Consider the following 19,555-nt stretch of genomic DNA (forward strand, 5'->3'; position numbering starts at 1 on the left):
TCCTGCGCGCCGGTCTATCGCAGCGTTCCGCCTAATGATCTGCTCAGGCGACCGGCTGCAATCCCGAAGGGGCCGTCGGCGGGGTCGAAACATCGATATCCTTGAGATGCGGCAAAACCTTGCGGGCGAACAGCTCGTAATTCTCCCGCCCGACTTCGAACGGCATGTCGCCAAACTGGGTGTAGATGATGAAACTGCCGACGCCGAAACGTTCGACCATGGACTTAAGCTTTTCCACAACTTCTTCCGGGCGGCCCCAGATTTGGAGATCGGCCAGGAAGTTATTGAATTTTTCGATACCGTGCTTCTCGACGCTGTTCGCAAGCGCGCCATAATATTCATAGCCTTCGATCGATGCGAATTCCTTGTTCCCGAACTGATAGAAGGATGAGGTCGATCGCGCATATTCGAGAAGATATTTGTCGCGCATCTCCTGTGCCTTGGCCGCATCTTCGTTGACCGCCACGAATGCGACGACGACCGGCTTGGGCGCTGGACGGCCCTGCATCGCGAAGAAGCGTTCGCGATAACTCGCAATATCTTCCTCGACCCTGTCCCAGGGCTTTTGCGCGATGATCATCAAGCCGACGTCAAGATTGGCCATCAGCTTCACCGATTCCGGGGATACGGCAGAGGCGAACACGCGTCCACGGTAGCTAGCATAGGGGCGAGGGCGCAGTTCCACACGCGGCTGCTTCAGATAATCGCCGTCATATTCCATGACGCCGGTTTCAAGGGCATCCAGCAACGCTTCCGCATATTCGCGAAAGCGCTTTCGGGCCTCGCCCATGGGCACACCGAAACCGTCGAACTCTTCCTTTCCCAGACCCCGACCAATGCCCAGAATCGCACGGCCTTCCGAAAGCTGATCGAGCAGCAGGAAGCTTTCAGCGATCCGGACGGGATTTTGCCAGGGCAGCACCGTTACCGTCGTGCCCAGCTTGATGCTTTTCGTCTGTCCGGCAACCCATGACAGGAACTGGGGAACATTGGGCGTCATCATATAGCCGGTGAAGTGATGCTCGGGCGTCCAGACGGAATCGAACCCCTGGCCCTCCGCGCGGGCCGCGAGCGACAGCTCGTGGCGAAACACTTCGATATCGCTGACGCTGTCCTTCAAATTCTGGAACGTCAGCCCCAAGCCCACTTCCATATATACCTCCAAATCCGCTTCTTGAAAATTAGACTAATTGAAATTAGGTTGCTTTGGCAACCCTCTCTCATATTTTTATCTTTTCCATCGAGCTCTGGAAGCCGTCCCGGAAAGCGGAAGATCGTCAATATTTACAATATTATCCTTTTTTTATAATATATTATTTAAATATGAATTTTGCATGGACTGAGTAACTCGCGCGGCAAGCATGGAGGACAATATTCGAACCGTCTTGACGAAAATCAAGGAAGCGCTCAGTTTAATATCAATTAGGTATAGGAGACACATAGCGGTGAGTGAGTCCGTTGCAGCGCGCCGGCAGGCCATGGCTGATCGACACCCTGCCTGGCAGGAAATGACCCTTGATGCCTATCTGACGCGATCGCTGGATCATTTCGCCGATCGGCCGCTTGTCATCACGGACGCCGAAACGCTCGATTATGCGACCGTCGACGCGCAATCACGGCGCATTGCCGCGGGTCTGTGCGCGATGGGCATACAACAGGGGGAACGCGTCGGCCTGCTCATGGCCAACTATCCGATTACGGTCCCCCTCCTCTTCGCGATCTGGCGAGCGGGCGCTGTCGCTGTCGCGATCAACACGCTCTATGGCCCCAAAGAGCTGGAATATGTTGTGCGTGAGGCGGGATGTAACCTGATTGTCAGCATGGCGGGCTTCGGGTCGCGCAGATACGACCTCGAACTCGACGCCCAGATACCCGGATGGCGAACCGGCCGCTGCCTCGCCTTGCCAGAATTACGCGGCGGGCTTGTATATGACGCGAACCTTCCCGAGGATTTCCTCGCAGCCTTGCCGGCTGGCGAACCGCCCTTGCGGATGGCGGCGGCCCATGATCCCGCGGTTATCATGTTCACGTCCGGTACGACGGGCGCGCCAAAAGGGGTGATGCAAACCCATGACAATCTGCTTCGCGCTGCCTATGCCGGGGCCTATCATCAGGCTTTTGATGAAGGCCGCCGCGCCGTATTCTCGCTTCCGCTCTATCATGGGTTCGGGCTGGTCGTGGGCCTGCTCTCCGGCATGATCGTCGGTGGCGCGATCATTCCATTGCTGCGGTTCAACGCTGACGCTCTGCTGACGGCTACGGAGCGCCATCGCGCCACCTATCTGATGGGTGTCCCGACCATGACCATCGCCATGATGGAGCAGGCGAAGATTAAAAGCTACGACCTCTCGTCCCTGACAGCCGTGCATAGTGCAGCCGCGCCTACGCCCAGTTGGGTATGGCGGGATATTCAGAAGACATTCGGGTGTGAGGAGATCTTCACCAGCTATGGCCAGACCGAGGCGACGGCCACCATCGTCTGCACGCAACCGGGCGACCCGATCGATGTCGTTGCCGAGACGCAGGGCTGCATTGTCCAGGCGGGCGTCGCGGGCATCCCGGAACAGGATGGTCGGATTTGCGAATTCAAGACGATCGACCCGGTCACCGGCGCCGATCTGCCATCTGGCGCCGCTGGCGAGCTTTGCACCCGGGGACCGATGAACAGTCTGGGCTATTTCCGCCGTCCCGACGAAACCGCGAAGATTTTCCTTCCAGGCGGATGGCTAAGGACGGGCGATCTCGGGCAGTTTCGCCCCGATGGCAATCTGTTCCTTACGGGCCGCTCCAAGGAACTCTATAAAAGCCGGGGCGAGTTGGTTTCGCCAAAAGAACTGGAGCAGCTTGTCACCACCCATTCTGCAATCGCACAGGCTTTTTTTATCGGCATGCCCGACGATCGATGGGGGGAATGCGGCTGTGCATGGGTCGTGCTGGCCGAAGGATCGGATCTTTCGGCGGAAGATATGCTGGCATGGCTTGCGCCGCAGGTGGCCGGATACAAGCTGCCCCGCGACATCTGGTTTATAGCCGAAACCGAATTGCCCAAGACCGGCACGGGCAAGGTTCAGAAAAATATTCTGAAGGAAATGGCATTGGCCCGCTTGGCCGCGTTGCAGGGCGCGCGCTGACATTGCGGCCGGATTGACAATGGAAAGACATGAACATGGGCAGCGAAGGCATCTCCTCCATAGAGGACATCATCCAGGACGCGATCGACGGCATCCCCTATATATTGGTTGATGCGGATGACCGTGAAAATGAAGGCGATGTCATCATTCCGGCGCAGTTCGCCACACCGCGTCAGATAAACTTCATGGCCAAACATGCGCGCGGGCTGATTTGCCTCGCGATGACGCAGGCGCGGGCGGAACAGTTGAAGCTCCCGCCGATGACGGTCAACAACCAATCCGGCCATGGCACCGCCTTCACGGTTTCGATCGAAGCGCGCGAAGGGGTCACGACCGGCATTTCCGCGCAGGATCGCGCCCACACGATCGCGGTCGCCGTAGACCCGACAAAAACCGCCACGGACATCGTGTCGCCGGGTCATGTGTTCCCCTTGACGGCGCGGGATGGCGGCGTGCTGGTGCGCGCGGGCCATACGGAAGCGGCGGTGGACATTTCCCGGCTCGCTGGCCTGACGCCCGCCGGGGTCATCTGCGAAGTGATGAATGATGACGGGACGATGGCCAGGCTGCCCGAACTGCTCGTTTTTGCGAAGGAGCATGGATTGAAGGTGGGGACGATAGCCGACCTCATCGCCTATCGCCGCCGGTCGGAGAAGCTGATCGAGAGGGTCGCGAGCGCGCCCTTCCACAGCTTCTATGGCGGCGACCTCACCATTCATGTCTACCGTAATCTGGTGGACGGCGGCGAGCATGTCGCACTGGTCAAGGGCGAGGTGCGCCCGGATCGCGAAACACTGGTCCGCGTGCATCAGGTTGATCTGACCGCCGACATGCTGGGCTGGTCGCAGGCCCATCCCGAATATGTTCCCCAGGCGCTTCAGGCGATCGCCGCACATGACGGTCAGGCCGTCGCCGTGTTCGTGCGAGATCCAAGCCCGGATTCCATTTCAAAGCGGATACTGGGCGGCCGTAAAACCTATCACGACACCAACGCGACGCGGGACTACGGCATCGGAGCGCAAATCCTGCTCGATCTCGGCGTCCGCAAGATGACCTTGCTGACGTCCAGCAAGGCGAAACTGGCCGCGCTGGAAGGTTTCGGCCTGGCAGTTGTCAATCGCATGCCTCTGCGGGATACGCAGGCTGCGGCGGGAACACCTTCGGCTGCATGAAAAAGGACGGCACCAATCGCCGTCCTACCCGCCCGTTAATGGTTTCAGAGCATAGAGGCGACCTTCCCATAGCTGCCCTTGTGAAAGAGCAGAGGCGCGCCCGGATGATGGATGTCGAGGCCATGGACCTCTCCGATGGCGATATAATGATCCCCCGCTTCATGGACCGCATGCAACGAACAGTCGATCCATGCCAGCGCTCCATCCAGAACAGGCGCGCCGCGGGAGGAAAGATGATGCGGCACGCTGTCGAATTTGGCGGGGTCCTTGGAGGCGAGCGTCCTGCACAGCGATTCCTGATCATCCGCCAGCACATTGACGCAGAAGCCGCCGCACGCCTCGATCTTCGGCCAGCTCGATGACGCCTTGTCCGGAAAGAAGGCGACCAGCGGGGGAGCCAGCGAAACCGATGTGAAGGAACCGACGATCATGGCGGCAGCTGTTCCGTCAGCCTGCATGGCTGTTATGGCGCATACACCTGTTGGATAATGACCCAGTATCCGTCGGAAGGTCTCAGGGTCCGCCTCTACCGTCATGATGTCGTCAGACCTCCCAGACCAAGGGGACATTTTCCACGGCCGCAACAATGCCGGCATGGTAGATGGGCGAAGCGCCCTCTGCCAGGGTGAAGCGCGGGATGCGGGCCAGCCATTCCTGCAAGGTGACGAGCACCTCCATCCGGGCCAGATGCATTCCAGCGCAGCGATGCGGCCCCTGCGCGAAAGTCGAATGAGCGACATTGCGACGCGACAGATCGACCGTCATGGCGTCTTCATGCTGCGTATCGTCCAGACCATGGAGAACCGTCGGTAGCAGGACCAGATCCCCGGCCTTGAGCTTGGTGCCCTGAAATTCCATGTCTCTGGCGACATAGCGGGCGTCCGATACAACACCGAAGCGGCGGAACATCTCCTCGACGCCGCGCTGGAGCTTCATAGGGTCGGAACGCAATTCCTCGACCGTCTCGGGATGCCGCGCGAGATAGATCATCATGAAGCTGAGGAAATTGACGACAGTGTCCAGCCCGCCCAGCAGCAACAGGGAGACGAGGCCCAGCGCCTTGTCCTGCGCCATGGGCTGACCGTTGATCTCACTGTTCACCATCTGGGTGATGAGATCGGCTCCGGCGCTACCGCGCCGCGCCTCGATAATTGGAGCGACATAGGCGAAAAAGCCTTTGTTGGCGGCTTCCAGCGATTTGCCCTGTTCTTCAGGCGTGTTGCCAGACGGCCGGGTCATCTCGTTCGCAAGCAGGTTGAGTTTGGGGGCATCTTCCATGGGAAGACCGGCAAGCGCCAGGAACACTTTCACGGGGAAGACGCCCGCAAAATCCTTGGCGAAATCGCAATGTCCCTTCTCGGCGAAACCTTCGATCAGTTCGACCGCCACGGCACGGATATCGCTTTCCACCTTGCGAATCTGGGCCAGGTTCAGCCCCTTGTCGATGGCCTTGCGATAGGGCGTATGTTCGGGCGGGTCCATCTTGGTCGGGACCATCTCATAAGCTTCACCAGCTTCGCGGGGCACCCAGATGACCCGGCTGGAGAAGCGATCCGGGCTGCGATAGATTTCATCGATCAGAGCGCCGCGCGTGGCGATCCAATGCCCGCCGGTGAACGGCGTCCAGATCAGCGGCGGCGTGTCGGGTTGCTGCACGCGCTTCCAGGCTTCGTGGAAGCCTTCCTCGATGCCATCCAGCGCATAAGCATCCACCTCGCGCACCAAAGCCGCCGGAACATGATCCGGAACAGGGACGCGATGTTTGGCAGATGGCGGAGACAAGCTATCCGTATTCATCCCAATGTCCTTGCTTAACTGATGGTAGGATCGATGACCGCCTTGGTCGCGACCCCGGTCTTCGTAACCTGAAGCGCCTCGGCGGCCTGGCTAATGCCGAAGCGGTGGCTGACAAGCTGCGCCAGCGGCACATCGCCCTGCACGCGCGCCGCGAACTGCATCGCCTGATAATAGTTTTTAGGCGCGGGAAAGGATGCGCCGCCCACGGTGAGATTCTTGAGTGTCAGATCACGCGGCGAAATCGGCTGGGTGCCGATCGCGCCCCACAATCCCAGGATGATGTAGCGGCTGTGTATGCCGCTGATATCCACGCCTTCCGGAAATGCGGACAGTGCCCCGGCGGCTTCTATGACGATATCCGGGCCTTGCCTGCCGATACGATCATAGATCATCCGCTTGCGTTCTTCCGGGGACAGGTCGAGTGAAACCGTGGCGGTTGCGCCCAGCTTGACCGCCGCTTCGAGACGGGCTGGCGCTCCATCGATGACGATGACTTCGCGTGCACCAGCCTGAGCGGCGACAAGCACGGCCGACAGCCCTACCGGCCCGGCCCCCTGGACAACCACCGAATCGCCGAACCGGACGGGACCGCAGCGGTCGAACCCGCGCAGCACGGTCGGCAGGGCGCAGCCCAGAGCCGCGATAGCTTCCGGCTTTGCATGATCGGGCAGGCGATAAAAAGGCATGTTGTTGGGCAGCCAGGCATAATCCGAATAGCTGCCCCAATTGGGTTTGGAGGCATCTTCGAAATACTGGCTGTTTTCGCATGGTGTTTGTTCGAGGATAGTGCAGGAATAGCAACGATGGCATAAGGCGATGGGCGACCAAATGACCAGATCGCCCGGCTTGACGGGAACGCCCGCATAATCCGTGCTGACGCCCGCCCCCAATTGGGTGATTTCGCCGACCCCCTCATGGCCCAGGATGATGGGGAATGGCATTTCTCCCGCTTCGCCTGTCAGGATATGCACGTCGCTGCCGCAAACGCCGCCCAAAATGGTACGAACGAGCGCCCCGCCCGGTTCCGGCGCGCGTACCTCCACATCCCATGTTTCGAGACGGTTTTTTTCGACGAGCACTGCGGCTTTACCGTGCATTGCCTATCCTCTCATGCTGGCTGCGTAAGCAGCTCCGTGTGATTATCTTATGCCATTTTTTACATCGGGCGCCGCTGACGCTTGCCCACCATTTATTTAATCTAACTGAAATTAGCCTTGTCTTGCAACCGCGAATTTGACCATCTTGCACGGCCATAGCACTGCCGCATCAGGCATATGTAACATAACATACTAATATTATAAGATATTATATTGTTATAGCAGTCCGTCATACCACGGTAAGCAGGCCATGGACAAGGCAGTGGTTGACTTTGCATCTGACTATCTATTGTATAACCACCATTAGGTTAAGAGCCGATTTGAAAGGAGAGCATATGGGACGCCTCAATGGAAAGGTCGCCATTATCACGGGCGCCGCCCGCGGCATGGGGGCTTCTCACGCCCGCATTTTCGCGCGCGAGGGGGCCAGGATGGTTCTCACCGATCTGAATGCCGAAGGTGGCGAGGCGCTTGCCAGGGAACTGGGTGAAGCGGCGATATTTGTGGAACATGATGTGACCAAGCCCGATGCCTGGGATCATGTGGTCGCCAAAGCGCTGGATGCATTCGGAACCATCGACATCCTCATAAATAACGCTGGCATCCTGGGGCCTATGGCGCCGACCGTCGAACTAACCGAAGAAGGTTATGATCTGGTCTGCGCGATCAACCAACATTCGGTATTCTACGGCATGAAGGCCGTTCTTCCAACGATGGTCAAAGCTGCGAATGGCTCCATCGTGAACATCTCTTCCATTGCGGGCATGGCGGCGAATTACGGCTTTCCCAGCCTTGCCTATGTGGCCAGCAAATTCGCGGTTCGCGGCATGACCAAGGCCACCGCCATGGAATATGGAAAATATAATATTCGGGTCAATTCGGTCCATCCCGGCTTCATCCAAACCCCCATGATGGTGGAGGCAACCGACGAAGTCGGCGGTGAGGCTCTCGCCCAGATCCCATTGGGACGTATCGCCGATCCTGTCGAGGTGTCCAATCTGGTCCTGTTCCTTGCATCCGATGAATCATCCTACATCACCGGATCGGAGCATCTGGTCGACGCGGGCATGCTGGCCCATTGATTTCAGAGGCTTCCCGGCGCCATGGCATTGATCGAATATCGCCGCCGCGGCCATACGGCCGAAGTCAGGCTTAACAGGCCGTCGTCACTCAATGCCATCAATGACGAGATGGATCTCGCTCTTGCCGATGCCTGGGAACGGATCGATGGCGACCCTGATATCCGGGTCGCCATTCTGACCGGTGCTGGCGAAAAAGCATTTTGCGCGGGCGGTGACATGTCTGACCCGCCCACCGGGCACAATGGCCTCTCCTTCGGGGGAGGGATGACAGGCATAGGCGGACGCCTGAAACCTCTTCGAAAGCCGCTGATCTGCGGGGTGCATGGTTATGTCCTTGGACTGGGTTTCGAATTGGCCCTGTGCGCGGACATACTGATCGCGAGCGATGATGCCCATTTTTGCCTGCCGGAGGCGCATGTGGGCGTAATCGACCATTGCGGGGTGGTTCACCGTGCTATTCGGCAATTGCCCCATCATATCGCCCTGGCCATGATTATCGCCAGCGAACCGCTCGATGCCATCGCCGCGGCGCGTTATGGGCTGGTCAATCAATGTGTTGCGCGCGCGGATTTATCCCATGCCCTTTCGGAGTGGGAAAATAAGGTTCTTGCCTGTTCGCCATTGGTATCCCAGGCGGGAAAGCAGGCCGCCCTCGATGGACTGGAGCACAGCCTGCCTACGGCATTGACGCGAAGATATCCGCTTATCGAATCCTACGCGCAAACACGCGACAGGAACGAGGCCGTCCAGGCATGGGATGAGAAACGTGCGCCGCGCTGGGACGGTCGCTAATGGCTCATGTGAAATGATTGTAGCCTAACAATGATTTTATGTCTTGCCGTAGGATTACGCGCTCATCTGTGTCGTTAGCCGACGATGACGCGCATGACGCATCCGACGAAATGAAATTCGATCTAAAATTTTTACCATTTTATATCAATATTTTACCCATAAAATAATCTTCTTTTTAAAAGACACTCCCTCAGCATCGCCGACCTCCAGGGCATATTGATGGTTGGCTTGCAATTCCTCTTGCACTGAAACCTAATTATAGTTAGGCTCAAAAATAGAGACGTCCAAGGAATGGGCGCGCGATTCTGACAGGGTCGTAACAATGTCATGAGGCGTTGAGGAGGGAATGGATGAAAAAGCGCATTCATGCAGGCATGTCATATCCCGATATCAGCACGCGCATTCCGGACCTTCCCATAGTGGCCGGTGAGGCGCGAGGGTCCTCTGCCGGGAATCAATCACAACACAGGTGAGGAGTGGATAATGTCGAACGGCGAGTTTTTTCCAAACATTAGCGAGCAAGCGATCTCTAGGCCGATGTTCGGCCCCAAGTTCCGACTTGCGTTACGGATGTCATCTGCAACCGCAGCGATCGCTATGCCAGTCCTGCTCGCCGCGGGCGCTTTCGCGCAGACCGCACCGAGCACAGAACAGGCAAACACGGCCCCCCTTCAGGCCGTCGACAATGCGGACATCGTCGTGACCGCGCAAAGGCGCGAGGAGTCGCTGTCCAAGGTTCCGCTGTCTGTCGCGGCGCTCAGCGCGGATACGCTGCAAACGCGCGTCGTGACCAAGGAACAGGATCTTGCATCACTGGTGCCGGGCCTCGTGGTCAAGAACGGTCAGAACCAGAACCAGCTCAGCTTCACCATGCGCGGCCAGACGCTGGACCCCTTCTCAGGCGCCAGTCCCGCCGTTCTCACTTATCTCAACGAGGTGCCGTTTACCGGCGGCAATTCGGCCTCCGCCTTCTACGACTTCTCATCGGTTCAGGTTCTCAAGGGACCACAAGGCACGCTCTTCGGCCGCAATGCCACCGGGGGCGCCGTCCTGTATGCATCGACCAAGCCGGGTGAGGATTTTGGAGGATATGCGACAATCCGGGTCGGCGAGCGCGACCTGATCCAGGCGCAGGCCGCCATCGATATTCCCCTCGTTCCCGACAAGATTCTCATACGCATCGCGGGTGATCTGCAAAAACAGGACGGTTATGTCCGCAATATGCTGACCGGCAATACCATGGGCGATGTCGATACGAAATCCGGGCGCCTCACCGTCGTGCTGCGCCCAACAGAGGGAATTGAGAACACTACCGTATTTTCCTACAGCAAGTTCGGCGGCACGGAAGCCAACGGTCAGCTCTATTCCTACTATCCCTTCGGATCGACCAATACATCCACGCAAACGGGCATCACCTATGACCTGACGACGACGCTGGATACTTTATACGGCCTTGGGCTGTTCCCGGGCGTGGGCGACGGTCCTCCGGGACCGGGCACGTTCCCGGGCGGGGTTGCCGGCTATCTCGCCTGGCAGAAAGCGCATCCCTACCAGACCTATCTCAGCTATGATCTTCCCCATAAAGCGCACAGCTATTTCCTGTCGAATACGACCACGATCGACCTGAGCGACAGCCTGACCTTCAAGAATATCTTCGGCTATCAAAAGACCTTCGCCCGCACGCCGGGCATCCTCAGCGGCTCACCCTTTGCCTCGCTCGATCTCTATAACTCAACGGGTGCATTCAGCGGCCCTCCAGGTGGCGAAGTTTTCCGGAACAAGAGCATTTCGGAAGAAGCCCAGGTGCAAGGCACGACTGCGGATGGAAAGCTCGAATTCATCGTCGGCGGCTTTTATAACTATGCCACCAAGGAAGAGGCTATCCCCGTCATCGTCGGCGGCGAACTGGCGACGCCGGCGGGCGAAGTCCTCTATCATACCCGGGGCACGACCCGATCGCGCGCCGTCTATGGACAGGCAACCTATGATCTGTCCGATGCCGTCACCCAAGGGCTAAAAATCACCGCTGGGGCGCGCTATACTTGGGAAACGGTCGGCATGACGGCTTATGATGACCATGCCTTCGCAGTCGGCTTCACGCGCCAGAAGCGCACGCTCAAAGCGCCCAGCTGGAATGCCAGCCTTCAATGGCAGTTCAATCCACAGAACCAGATCTATTTCACCCAGCGCGGCAGCTTCCGTGCCGGTAACTTCAATGGCGCGGTCGTGCCCTATAACGATACCAATTTCTTCGGGAACGAATATACCCACGATTTCGAACTGGGTTATAAGTTCAACGGCATCGTCATGGGTCGGCGCACGCATTTCAATATCGCGGCCTATAAGCAGATTGTGAAGAAGGCCCAGCACTCGCTTTATGCGGTGGTCGCAGGCGCGCCATCAGCCTTCACCGTCAATGTGCCCCAGGCCACGGTCAAAGGCGTGGAGGTAGACGGTGACATCATGCCGACGGATTGGCTCAAGCTGGGCTTTTCGGGCGCTTATACCGACGCGAAATATACCAAGAACCTCGTCGATCTGTCGGTCCAGACCGGTACGCCCGGTTTCATCGTGCCGTTCGATTCCTACCCCGATGCGCCGAAATGGTCCGGATCGCTTTATTTCGACCTGACGCTACCGGTGCCATCGAATGTGGGCGACGTGCATTTCCGGATGGACAGCTATTCCCAGACCTATTCCTATTTTTCGAACAACGAATTCTCGATCACGCCCGGAACCCGGATCAAGGGTTACACGACGGTCGCGGCTCGGCTGAGCTGGAATGAAATCATGGGCAGCGACGTATCGCTGGGCGTTTATGCCAAGAACCTGTTCAAGGAAAAATATTATCAGGCCGGTTATGTCGAAGGAGCGTCGGGCGGTTTCAACACGGTCATCCCCGGCGAACCGCAGACGTTCGGCGCAGAACTTACGATGAAATTCTGATCGATGATGCCGGTCGATATTCTCGGATACCGACCGGCATGACTGTCTCTAGCAAGCAGTGTCTCTCCACGATTGTTCCATGCCCGAGGCATGCAAGAGCCTGAAAGCATGGCTGAATTGGCGCTGCGGTGAAACGCGAATTGGTTGCCCAACCCTTCGGGTTTTTCAGCCTCTTGCAAACCTAGGCCAGCAAAGGATCGAAGCGACTACACGCTGCAACCTCTTCTCGACGAAGCGCACCATCTTTCGATCGGCCGTCGAAGGGTGGCGCCTGGTATCTAACGCCAAACGGCAACTACACGAGCGCGTCGATCGCCGCTGCCGCAGCGTCCAGCGATCTCAAGACGCTCGTGTTCGTACAGTCCACGATTTTGGCAGAAGCGTCGATGAAGGACTTTCCGAATTTGCTGGACACGCCCCAGGTCAAACTCACCGACGAAGAGCTTGAATGGCATCGGCTGCCTGCGCCAGATGCATCAGGATCACAAGGAAGCTGAGGCAGGTATCGCTCGGTTGCTGGAACTGGTCGAGAAGGGCCTGATGGACGCCGAGGACGCTTCGATGTGCGAGCGGTGGGTCAACCTGCGGTTTCCGACGAGACGAACTTGCCGAGCAGATTGTCGATCTTACCCGCCGCCTCGCGATGGCCGAGCCGATGATCACCCCTGCCAAGATCGAGAAACTGGCGGTGCTTCTGCGCGACAAGCTGCATCATGGTTCGCCCGATCTACGCCAAGCATACGTGCAACTGCTGCTCAACGAGGTCCGCGTCGACGACCGGCAAATCCGTATAAGCGGCTCGAAAGCCGTGTTGGCCCGAAGTGCTGCAGGGGGCGTGGCCAACACCACGCCCGCAGTTCTCTCTTTTGTTCGAGAATGGTGCATCCGGCGGGATTCGAACCCACGGCCCTCAGATTAGGAATCTTATTCTGACGCTACGGAAACATGGCTTTCTGCCGCCCATGTTGCATCCATGTTGCATCTAGGAAAGTAGATCGGCCTGCGCTGCGGCAATCAACGCGGCGTCCCCGGAGGCATCCGCCATGAGGTGCCCATATGTGTCGATTGTGATCTGGATCGAGGAATGCCCCATCCAGACCTTGAGGCGTTTCAAGTCGATCCGCTGTTTTATCCAGGCGCTCGCAGCGGCGTGGCGCAAGCTGTGGAACCCATAGCGCGGCTCCATGACCGGCCTGCCGTTCGCGTCGAGCTTGGGTTCCCCCTTCTCCATCACTGGATCGCAGACCCCCGCCGCGATCTGGAGCGGGAAGAATTTGCGGCGGAGCATATGGCTATACTGCTGCACCCCTCCCCGGCTGTTGGGGAACGCCAGCCCAAACTCGCCTTTCGGACAGCGCAGTTTCCAGGCGCGCAATTCAGCAACGAGCGCGGGCGGTATGGGGATAGTCCGGTGCCCCGCTTCGGATTTGGGCCGCCCTATTTCTCCAAACCTGTCGGCCCTCTGCGCCACCGTGACAACGGCGGCCTTCAGGTCAATGTCGGCCCATCGCAGCCCGCGCAATTCGGAGGCGCGCAAGCCCGTGAAGATCGCCGTCATGACCATGGGCTTTAGATCGTCGGGCGCGTGATCGATAAGCGCCTTCAATTCGGCTTTTGCAGGAATCTCGACCTTTCCCTTTTCACGCGCCGACCGAATAACCCGCACCTCTTTGGCGACATTCTGCGCCACCAGGCCACGCCGCTGCGCTTCCGTCAGGATGCTGGATAGGGCGCGAATGGCCTTGCCAGCCATCGCCTTCGATCGCGTCTTTACCAGTTCGTCCCTGAACGCCTCCACAGACGGGCGTGTCAGGCGCGTTAGCCGCTCGCCACCGATCAGCGGCAGGATATGGAGGTCGGCAAGCTGGCGATACTGCTGGACGGTCCCCCGCTCCCTCCCCTCCCCTTCGGCCTTGTCGATCCAGAGCTTAGCAGCGGCCTTCACCGTGACCGATTGGCTATCGGCGGTATGGACGCCCTTGGACACTTCCCAAGCGGCTTGCGTCAGCCATGTCTCAGCATCCTTTTTGCGGGCGAAGGACTTGGCGCGGCGCTTTCCGCCCTGGTCGCGATAATCGACCAGCCATGCCGTCTTTTCGGTGCCGTCAGGCGCGAGCCAGCTACGCTTGCGGATGCTGGTCATGAGACCTCGCCCACTCAACCAAAGCAGTAGCGAACGCTCGCTCGGCGAAATCCTTGAAGCCCGCAGGGATGGAGGACGAGAGGGATTCACCAATCCCAACTAGCAGCCCGCTGATTGAAATCATGGCCAGCCGGGTGTGCTTAGCGAAGAAGGAGGCGGTGAGATCCTTCAAGTTTTCTGTCTTCCCAAAGAGGACAAGAACCTCTTGATCAGGGATAGTGGTCAATTGTGCAAGCGCGCCGGGATCAAAGAAAATTGCTGTAGGCGACCAGTCACTGCCGAATCCTTCCGGTTTCGTGGAAATGCTATCAAGAACCGCAAGACTAATCCTGCCGATGTTGTTCTTGATCAATTCGACCGATCTTTCGGGCGCAACGCCCATCTGAGACAATTCTAAGCCCAGAGCCAAAAGCAAGATGTGGTGAGCCTCATACTTGGCCGCTTTGCCGCGCCCCGCCTTCACATCATCTAGCAAGCCCAATCGTAGAAAATTCTTGAGACGAGCTTGGAAGGCTGTCCGCTTGTGGCTGGCAATGCCGTGCATGTGCGCCAGCGCCGCCTCGACACCACCGAAGGGAACAGAAAACTGCACAGCGCCTCACTTGAGAAAAGTTGCTCAACACCGTTGACAGGGGAATGTCGCGGAGTCTAGAGGAAATAAAGAGCAATGTTGCTCAACTTAGTTTCTCAAAGGAGGTAGGCGTATATGCTGTCTAATGATCTGATCGTCGGGGCGAAAGCTGCGGCGGCCTTCTCGGGGCTGTCTGAAAGGCAGGTCTATCATATGGCCGAAGCGGGCACGCTACCCTGCTTCAAGCGCGGAAAACGCCTGTTTTTTAGAAAATCTGAGCTGGAAGCCGCTTTCCGTTCGGAGGCGGTCAATGGCTGAGCGGCCCAAGCTGTCGCTGCTGCGCTCTGACCGGCGCATCGTCATCACACAGGACGCCGATCAGTTTCGCGTCTGCGTCGATCCCGCGCCTGATGGCCCGGACCTGACAACCACCTTTCCGACCTATCGCAGCGCACGCGGCCATGCTGGCGGGCTGCGGCTGGTGAACCGCTGGCCGATCATCGACCAGACCTGCGGTGAAGGACTGAGCAAGTGAAAAAGGCGGTCGAGGTGACGGCGGCCACCGTCATCCCCGACCTGTTCAACTCGGAGCATACCAAATGAACGACACCACCTTAGCAAACAATCACGCCCTTGTCGCGTCCATCGACACAGACGAACTGGAACGGGCGATCGCTGACATGGAGGTCGCCATGGCCTTCACGGACGCAATCGAAACCTTCATCGAACAGGCACGCGGGTTCACGTCCGGGCGCGAGTTGTGCCGCGAGGCGAAGAGCGCCCTTGTGATGCTGACCGAGCTTCACGACCGCCTGCGCGTCACAGACGACCGCCTGATGACCTTGCTGCGCCAGATTGCGGCGGTGCAAGCGGCAGCGAGGGCATGAGCATGGGAGTGATAAACCATCCTGCGCGCCAGCCTGCGCCGCCTGCGGCAATCTCCCGCATCCTGTCACGCTACAGCCGCTTCGAACTGGAAGCCTTTGTCGAGGTCGCCATAGGCCTGATGGATGCTGCGGACGGTGACTGTGACCTAGAGGACGACGATCCCGCTGGTGGCAACGTCGAGGACGAGGGCGAGCGGGAGGAAGGTGACTGATGGCGGGCGGCGCCAAGAAGTCTAGGCGGGGCCATGAGCCTCGCCACATTCGGCTCTATCACTCTGTGACGGGCTGCGCGGCTTGGCGCGATCTTTCCGGCAATGCGATCAAGGTTCTGGTCGCGCTGCTGCGCTTCGACAAGGGCGGCGACAATGGCGAATTGTTCATGTCCGTCCGCATCGCAGCGGAGGAAACAGGGCTGTCGGAAAACACGGCTTGGAAGGCCCTGCGCGAGCTGGAGGATCACGGCTTCATCGCCGCTACCGAGCGCGGACACTTCAAGCGGAAGCATCGCCCGGCAACGCAATGGCGCGTCACTTGGCAGGCTGCGAACGGCAAGGCTCCGACCCGTGATTTTGAGAAATGGGAGCCGAGCGGAAACAAAACACGGTCGCAAAATTTGAGGTCCACGGTCGCAAAAATTGAGACAGGCGAGGAAACGTTTCCAGCCACGGTCGCAAAAATTGGGACCGCATCAACGGAAACGAGCCATTTTTCAGCCCCCGCCCCTGTCTCAAATATTGCTACACAAGTAGTTAGCCATGGGCAGGGAGCTAATCATGCTCATGCTGGCACTGGAAACATGGATGGGCCATCGCAGCACGTGCCCCCCCCCAAAGGGGGCGACGGGCAGAGCGCAACGGTCATTCGGGACAAGCTGAAAAGCCTGCTGCGGACATGCCCTGCGGGAACGCAGTCACGGCTTGCCGAGGCTGCCAAGATACCGGGCGGCACCCTCTCCAAATTCATCAACGAGGGCAAGGCGCTGTCGGTCCCGCAAAGCGTGCGGCTGCATCTCAAACTGGCGGAACTGGAAAAATCGGCGGGCGCATCGCGTGCCGCGTGAAAGGAGGAATCATGACTGAGCATCAAGTGACCATCACCGGCCTGACCCGCGTTCGCGCTCCAAAGCCGAACAAGGGCGGTAGCACCGTGATCGCCTATTTCGATTGCGAGGCGAACGGCTTTGCACTGGCTGGCTGCGCACTGGCCCGCACCATTAAGAACGGGCTGACCGTCTGGCCTCCAAAACTGGAGGGGCCAGAATCTGCGCGCCGTTCCCTGACCATCACCGAGGACTCCCTGCGCCATGCCATGATGATCCAGGCGCGGGAAACCTACCGGGCCTTGGGCGGCACTGATGCGGAATGGATAGGGCGGTCTATCCCGGCTGGGCCGAACCCGGATTATGAGTTGGGCGGCATCATGCACGCTCCACCTACACGGGAGGTCCGCAAGATCGAACGCACTGTGACGCGCATCAACAGCGATGATGAGGGCGAACAGCGCGAGGGCCTGGCCACCTTCCTGAAAGGGGCAGAGGGTGGCTGATTGGCCCTACAACACCGTGCAGTGGAAGCGCCTGCGTCTTGCTCACCTTGCCATCGAACCCATGTGCAGGGGCTGCGCGGATATGGGCAGGCTCACCGTCGCCAACACCGTGGACCATGTGCAGGCGATCAGCGACGGCGGACCAGCCTTCCCCGGTCATGATGGGCTGAGATCATACTGCCCTGCCTGTCACTCCGCAAAAACCGCACGAGGCACAGAGGCGGGCGCGATCAGGTCGACCAAACCCCGACGCGGCTGCAACCCGGACGGCACGCCGCTCGACCCGGCGCATCCATGGGCTGGAAAATCGCTCAGGGCTGACGGGATAAGACCGGCGCGGAACCCAAATATAGAGTTAGTTGCAAAAGGAAACCGAAATGGGCGCTAGGGGTCCGGGCGCATCGCGCATGAAGAAGGCTGCTGAGGCGGCGCTGGAGCAAGGTCCGCACCCTTGGGATGCCGAGAACCTGACCCGCGCGGAAAAGGTCATCGCCTTTATCGAATCCATGCCCATCACCAAGGGCTATGGCGCTGGCGAGAACGTCAAGCTGCTCCCGTTTCAAAAGAACTGGCTGGAGGCGGTCTATGCGACCGATGAGGCAGGAAACCGCGAGGTCCGCACTGGACTCATGAGCGTGGCGCGTGGGCAGGGAAAGACGGTTCTCGCTGCCCTGCTATGCCTTGCGCACCTGGCTGGTCCGGAAGCTGAAATGCGCGGGGAATGTTATTCTGCTGGTGCCACGAAAGATCAGTCGGGTTTGATCTTCGCGGAAATGGAAGCGGTCATCTTTGCGGTGCCTTGGCTGGCTGCGCGGTTGAACGTGCAGCGGTTCCACAAGCGGATCGAGGATATGGAAACCGGGTCCATCTATCGGGCCTTGGCAAGCGATGGCGCATCCGTTCACGGCCTCGCCTCCAGCTTCATTGTCTGCGATGAACTGGCGCAATGGAAAAAGCGGGAGCTGTTCGACGTGTTGCGGACCAGTATGGGCAAGCGGAGAGAGCCGTTGCTGCTGGCGATCGGCACGCAGTCCCCCAGCCCGATCAACATCATGAGCGAGCTGGTGGACTATGCCGCACGGGTCAATTCAGGCGAGATAGACGATCCTTCCTTTCATGGCGCGCTCTATGCCGTGCCAGAGGATGCCGATCCCTACGACCCGGCAAGTTGGCCGCTGGCGAACCCGGCGCTGGGGGTATTCGTGTCTGAGGAACAGATTGCGCGCGAAGCCGAGCGGGCGCGACGGATGCCGACCTTTGAACCGGCTTTCCTGAATCTTCATTGCAACATGCGCGTCGATGCCGAGCCGAAAGCAATCAACCCGGCTGAATGGGAAGCCTGCGGCGAAGCGGTGGACCCGGCCATGCTGAAAGGCCGTCCCTGCTATGCAGGCCTTGACCTTGCCAGCGTGCGCGATCTGGCGGCGTTGGTTCTATACTTCCCTGATGATGGCGGCGCGGTCCTACCGTTCTTCTGGTGCCCCAAGGCAGGCATCACCATGAAGGAGGAAATCGACCATGTGCCCTACCGGACGTGGGCGCACCAAGGGCACATTGAACCGACCCCCGGCGCGGCTATCGACAAGGCTTTCATCGTCCGCCGCCTGGCACAGATTGCAGCCGACTATGACCTTCGCGGCATCGCTTATGACCGCATGTTCATGAAGGATCTGCAAGTGCTGCTCGACCATGAGGGCATCGCCCTGCCGCTGGTCGAATGGGGGCAGGGCTTTGTCAGCATGGGGCCTGCGGTCAATGCGTTTGAGACGGCGCTGCTGGCTGGCGATCTGCGTCACGGGATGCACCCGGTCCTTCGCTGGAACGCCTCTAACCTCATTCTCGACACGGACGCGGCCGGAAACCGCAAGCCGAACAAATCTCGCTCCATCGACCGCATCGACGGCATGGCGGCGCTGATTATGGCCTGCGGACTTGCGGCGACCGATGAGGGGCCGAACGTCTATCGTGGCGAGGGAGCCTTTTGGCTCTAGGGCTTGAAGGTGATCGTGCCCTTGACCTTGAAGCTGTTCATGCAACCTTGGCCACGCTTGCGACCGGCAGGCGATCCTTCATCGCCATTGCACGGATAGCTGTTTTCAATCTCCAGCGTGCCTTTGCCGCCATACGAATAGTTCGCAAGGAAATCGCCGAAGTTGAAGCCGCCCCTTTGGCACCTTCGATTGGGACAAGCGACGAATGACTTTGGCGATACGCGGGTTATCCGGATTGGGTGGTGCCCTAAGCGGTCGTAATGCCCCCATGGGTTATTGTCGATTTCGAAGTCGATTGCCTCGATGTTCGGAAACGCATCTTCAAAATTAGATGTTGGTTTCGCCAGCCAACGCTCATTGTTCACCATCGGGAACTCCTTTTCCTGACCATACGGCGAAGC

21 protein-coding genes are annotated in these 19,555 nt (G+C 58.9%); 13 read left to right on the forward strand and 8 right to left on the reverse strand.

Going from position 1 to position 19,555, the window contains the following annotated elements; genetic code table 11:
- Positions 1–43: 43 nt before the first annotated feature.
- A complete protein-coding gene (locus tag ATN00_RS18870; RefSeq protein ID WP_062067707.1) occupies positions 44–1,153 on the reverse strand; it encodes an LLM class flavin-dependent oxidoreductase in 1,110 nt (369 codons plus the stop codon).
- 208 nt (positions 1,154–1,361) lie between these two features.
- Between ATN00_RS18870 and ATN00_RS18875 the strand changes: the two genes are divergently transcribed.
- Both ATN00_RS18875 and ribB read left to right on the forward strand, forming a co-directional pair.
- Complete coding sequence (locus ATN00_RS18875; RefSeq protein ID WP_197413627.1) at positions 1,362–3,131, forward strand: class I adenylate-forming enzyme family protein; 1,770 nt, start codon at positions 1,362–1,364, stop codon at positions 3,129–3,131.
- 35 nt (positions 3,132–3,166) lie between these two features.
- Entirely contained in the window at positions 3,167–4,303 is a 1,137-nt protein-coding gene (ribB, locus tag ATN00_RS18880) for a 3,4-dihydroxy-2-butanone-4-phosphate synthase (RefSeq protein ID WP_062069008.1), read from the forward strand.
- 44 nt (positions 4,304–4,347) lie between these two features.
- On the opposite strand, the gene ATN00_RS18885 is transcribed toward ribB, so the two are convergent.
- Genes ATN00_RS18885 through ATN00_RS18895 form a run of 3 tightly spaced genes read right to left on the reverse strand, consistent with a single transcriptional unit; the run spans position 4,348 to position 7,197 of the window.
- Entirely contained in the window at positions 4,348–4,839 is a 492-nt protein-coding gene (locus ATN00_RS18885; RefSeq protein WP_062067713.1) for a flavin reductase family protein, read from the reverse strand.
- 7 nt (positions 4,840–4,846) lie between these two features.
- Complete coding sequence (locus ATN00_RS18890) at positions 4,847–6,100, reverse strand: cytochrome P450 (RefSeq protein ID WP_062067716.1); 1,254 nt, start codon at positions 6,098–6,100, stop codon at positions 4,847–4,849.
- A 14-nt stretch (positions 6,101–6,114) separates the two neighbouring features.
- Complete coding sequence (locus ATN00_RS18895) at positions 6,115–7,197, reverse strand: zinc-binding dehydrogenase (RefSeq protein ID WP_062067719.1); 1,083 nt, start codon at positions 7,195–7,197, stop codon at positions 6,115–6,117.
- A gap of 335 nt (positions 7,198–7,532) precedes the next feature.
- Between ATN00_RS18895 and ATN00_RS18900 the strand changes: the two genes are divergently transcribed.
- From ATN00_RS18900 to ATN00_RS18910, 3 genes are all read left to right on the forward strand, one after another.
- Positions 7,533–8,279, forward strand: coding sequence for an SDR family NAD(P)-dependent oxidoreductase (locus ATN00_RS18900; protein ID WP_062067722.1), 747 nt, complete (start codon positions 7,533–7,535; stop codon positions 8,277–8,279).
- 21 nt (positions 8,280–8,300) lie between these two features.
- Positions 8,301–9,071 (forward strand): enoyl-CoA hydratase-related protein, encoded by a 771-nt coding sequence (locus ATN00_RS18905; RefSeq protein WP_062067725.1) that lies wholly within the window; start codon positions 8,301–8,303, stop codon positions 9,069–9,071.
- A 570-nt stretch (positions 9,072–9,641) separates the two neighbouring features.
- Positions 9,642–12,017: a TonB-dependent receptor gene (locus ATN00_RS18910; RefSeq protein WP_062067728.1), complete on the forward strand. Its 2,376-nt coding sequence runs from the start codon at positions 9,642–9,644 to the stop codon at positions 12,015–12,017.
- A 577-nt stretch (positions 12,018–12,594) separates the two neighbouring features.
- On the opposite strand, the gene ATN00_RS23485 is transcribed toward ATN00_RS18910, so the two are convergent.
- The 3 genes from ATN00_RS23485 to ATN00_RS18925 all read right to left on the reverse strand — a co-directional run bounded on the left by ATN00_RS23485 (position 12,595) and on the right by ATN00_RS18925 (position 14,752).
- Positions 12,595–12,732, reverse strand: a complete 138-nt coding sequence (locus ATN00_RS23485) for a hypothetical protein (protein WP_156415312.1) — start codon at positions 12,730–12,732, stop codon at positions 12,595–12,597.
- A 267-nt stretch (positions 12,733–12,999) separates the two neighbouring features.
- The gene (locus tag ATN00_RS18920) at positions 13,000–14,160 is read right to left on the reverse strand and encodes a tyrosine-type recombinase/integrase (protein ID WP_062067731.1); all 1,161 of its coding nucleotides are present in this window, start codon (positions 14,158–14,160) and stop codon (positions 13,000–13,002) included.
- Positions 14,138–14,752, reverse strand: a complete 615-nt coding sequence (locus tag ATN00_RS18925) for a hypothetical protein (RefSeq protein ID WP_062067734.1) — start codon at positions 14,750–14,752, stop codon at positions 14,138–14,140. The genes ATN00_RS18920 and ATN00_RS18925 overlap by 23 nt, the downstream gene beginning before the upstream one ends.
- A 114-nt stretch (positions 14,753–14,866) precedes the next feature.
- On the opposite strand from ATN00_RS18925, the gene ATN00_RS18930 reads away from it, so the two are divergent.
- The 8 genes from ATN00_RS18930 to ATN00_RS18960 all read left to right on the forward strand — a co-directional run bounded on the left by ATN00_RS18930 (position 14,867) and on the right by ATN00_RS18960 (position 19,154).
- The gene (locus ATN00_RS18930) at positions 14,867–15,049 is read left to right on the forward strand and encodes a helix-turn-helix domain-containing protein (RefSeq protein WP_062067737.1); all 183 of its coding nucleotides are present in this window, start codon (positions 14,867–14,869) and stop codon (positions 15,047–15,049) included.
- Positions 15,042–15,266 carry a hypothetical protein gene (locus tag ATN00_RS18935; RefSeq protein ID WP_062067740.1) on the forward strand — a complete coding sequence of 75 codons (225 nt, stop codon included), beginning with the start codon at positions 15,042–15,044 and terminating at the stop codon, positions 15,264–15,266. Before ATN00_RS18930 ends, ATN00_RS18935 begins: the two co-directional genes overlap by 8 nt.
- A gap of 64 nt (positions 15,267–15,330) precedes the next feature.
- Positions 15,331–15,618 carry a hypothetical protein gene (locus tag ATN00_RS18940; protein ID WP_062067743.1) on the forward strand — a complete coding sequence of 96 codons (288 nt, stop codon included), beginning with the start codon at positions 15,331–15,333 and terminating at the stop codon, positions 15,616–15,618.
- 2 nt (positions 15,619–15,620) lie between these two features.
- Positions 15,621–15,830 carry a hypothetical protein gene (locus ATN00_RS18945; protein WP_062067746.1) on the forward strand — a complete coding sequence of 70 codons (210 nt, stop codon included), beginning with the start codon at positions 15,621–15,623 and terminating at the stop codon, positions 15,828–15,830.
- Positions 15,830–16,678 carry a helix-turn-helix domain-containing protein gene (locus ATN00_RS18950; protein WP_062067749.1) on the forward strand — a complete coding sequence of 283 codons (849 nt, stop codon included), beginning with the start codon at positions 15,830–15,832 and terminating at the stop codon, positions 16,676–16,678. The genes ATN00_RS18945 and ATN00_RS18950 overlap by 1 nt, the downstream gene beginning before the upstream one ends.
- An 11-nt stretch (positions 16,679–16,689) precedes the next feature.
- On the forward strand, positions 16,690–17,163 hold the full coding sequence (locus tag ATN00_RS18955; RefSeq protein ID WP_062067752.1) for a hypothetical protein: 474 nt from the start codon (positions 16,690–16,692) through the stop codon (positions 17,161–17,163).
- 61 nt (positions 17,164–17,224) lie between these two features.
- Entirely contained in the window at positions 17,225–17,551 is a 327-nt protein-coding gene (locus ATN00_RS24410) for an HNH endonuclease signature motif containing protein (RefSeq protein ID WP_420496700.1), read from the forward strand.
- A complete protein-coding gene (locus ATN00_RS18960; RefSeq protein WP_062067755.1) occupies positions 17,541–19,154 on the forward strand; it encodes a terminase large subunit in 1,614 nt (537 codons plus the stop codon). Before ATN00_RS24410 ends, ATN00_RS18960 begins: the two co-directional genes overlap by 11 nt.
- Here the strand turns inward: ATN00_RS18960 and ATN00_RS18965 are convergent.
- Positions 19,151–19,522, reverse strand: a complete 372-nt coding sequence (locus ATN00_RS18965; RefSeq protein WP_062067769.1) for a hypothetical protein — start codon at positions 19,520–19,522, stop codon at positions 19,151–19,153. The genes ATN00_RS18960 and ATN00_RS18965 overlap by 4 nt on opposite strands.
- Between the last annotated feature and the right edge of the window lie 33 nt (positions 19,523–19,555).

The sequence above is a fragment of the Sphingobium baderi genome (assembly GCF_001456115.1).
Classification (GTDB): domain Bacteria; phylum Pseudomonadota; class Alphaproteobacteria; order Sphingomonadales; family Sphingomonadaceae; genus Sphingobium; species Sphingobium baderi_A.